Source organism: Halomonas sp. BN3-1, assembly GCF_003056325.1.
GTDB classification, from domain to species: Bacteria; Pseudomonadota; Gammaproteobacteria; order Pseudomonadales; family Halomonadaceae; genus Halomonas; species Halomonas litopenaei.
In genome coordinates this window covers 1-681 of the sequence record NZ_PYVV01000047.1, presented here as the reverse complement: position 1 = coordinate 681, position 681 = coordinate 1, and the positions used below count along the sequence as shown (strand labels likewise).

1 pseudogene is annotated in these 681 nt (G+C 68.6%); it reads left to right on the top strand.

The window, feature by feature from the left end:
• A pseudogene (locus tag C9F12_RS22235) lies at positions 1 to 681 on the top strand (RHS repeat protein); the annotation flags it as partial.

Sequence of the window (681 nt, the reverse complement as noted above, 5' to 3'; positions counted from 1 at the left end):
ACCCGGCGCTGGGCAGCGAGCACTGGCGCTGGGACGAGCACGGCCGGCTGATCCGCCATATCGACGGCGAAGGACGCACCACCCACTATCGCTATGACGACCAGGGTCGGCTGATCGAGACGGTCGACCCCCAGGGCCTGAGCACCCGCATCGACTACGACGCCCAAGGCCTGCCGATAAACGTCACCGAACCTGACGGGCGCGAACGCTCGCTGCGCTTCGATGAACGCGGCCTGCCGCTGCAGGAAATCGCCCCGAGCGGGCGTGTCACCACCTTCCGTCACAACGCGCGCGGCCTGCCCACGGCGATGACCGACGCCGCCGGCAACACCTACCAGTACCGCTGGAACGACCAGGGTCGGCTGACCAGTGCCAGCGACTGTTCACGCAAGACCACCCAGTTTCGCTACGACCATCGCGGCTGGCTGATCGAGCGCCGTGACGCCGCCGGGCATCGCACCCATTACACCCGCGACGCCACCGGCCTGCTGCTGAGCGTCGAGCACCCCGACGGCGCCATCGAGCACTTCTCCCACGACGGCGATGGCCGGCTGACCCAGTATCTCGACCCCACCGGGCAGCGCACCCGCTATCGCTACAATGGCAAGGGCCAGCCGATCGAGCGCCGCGACCCCATGGGCCAGCGTTTCGCCTACCACTACGACCGCCTGCTGCGGCTCT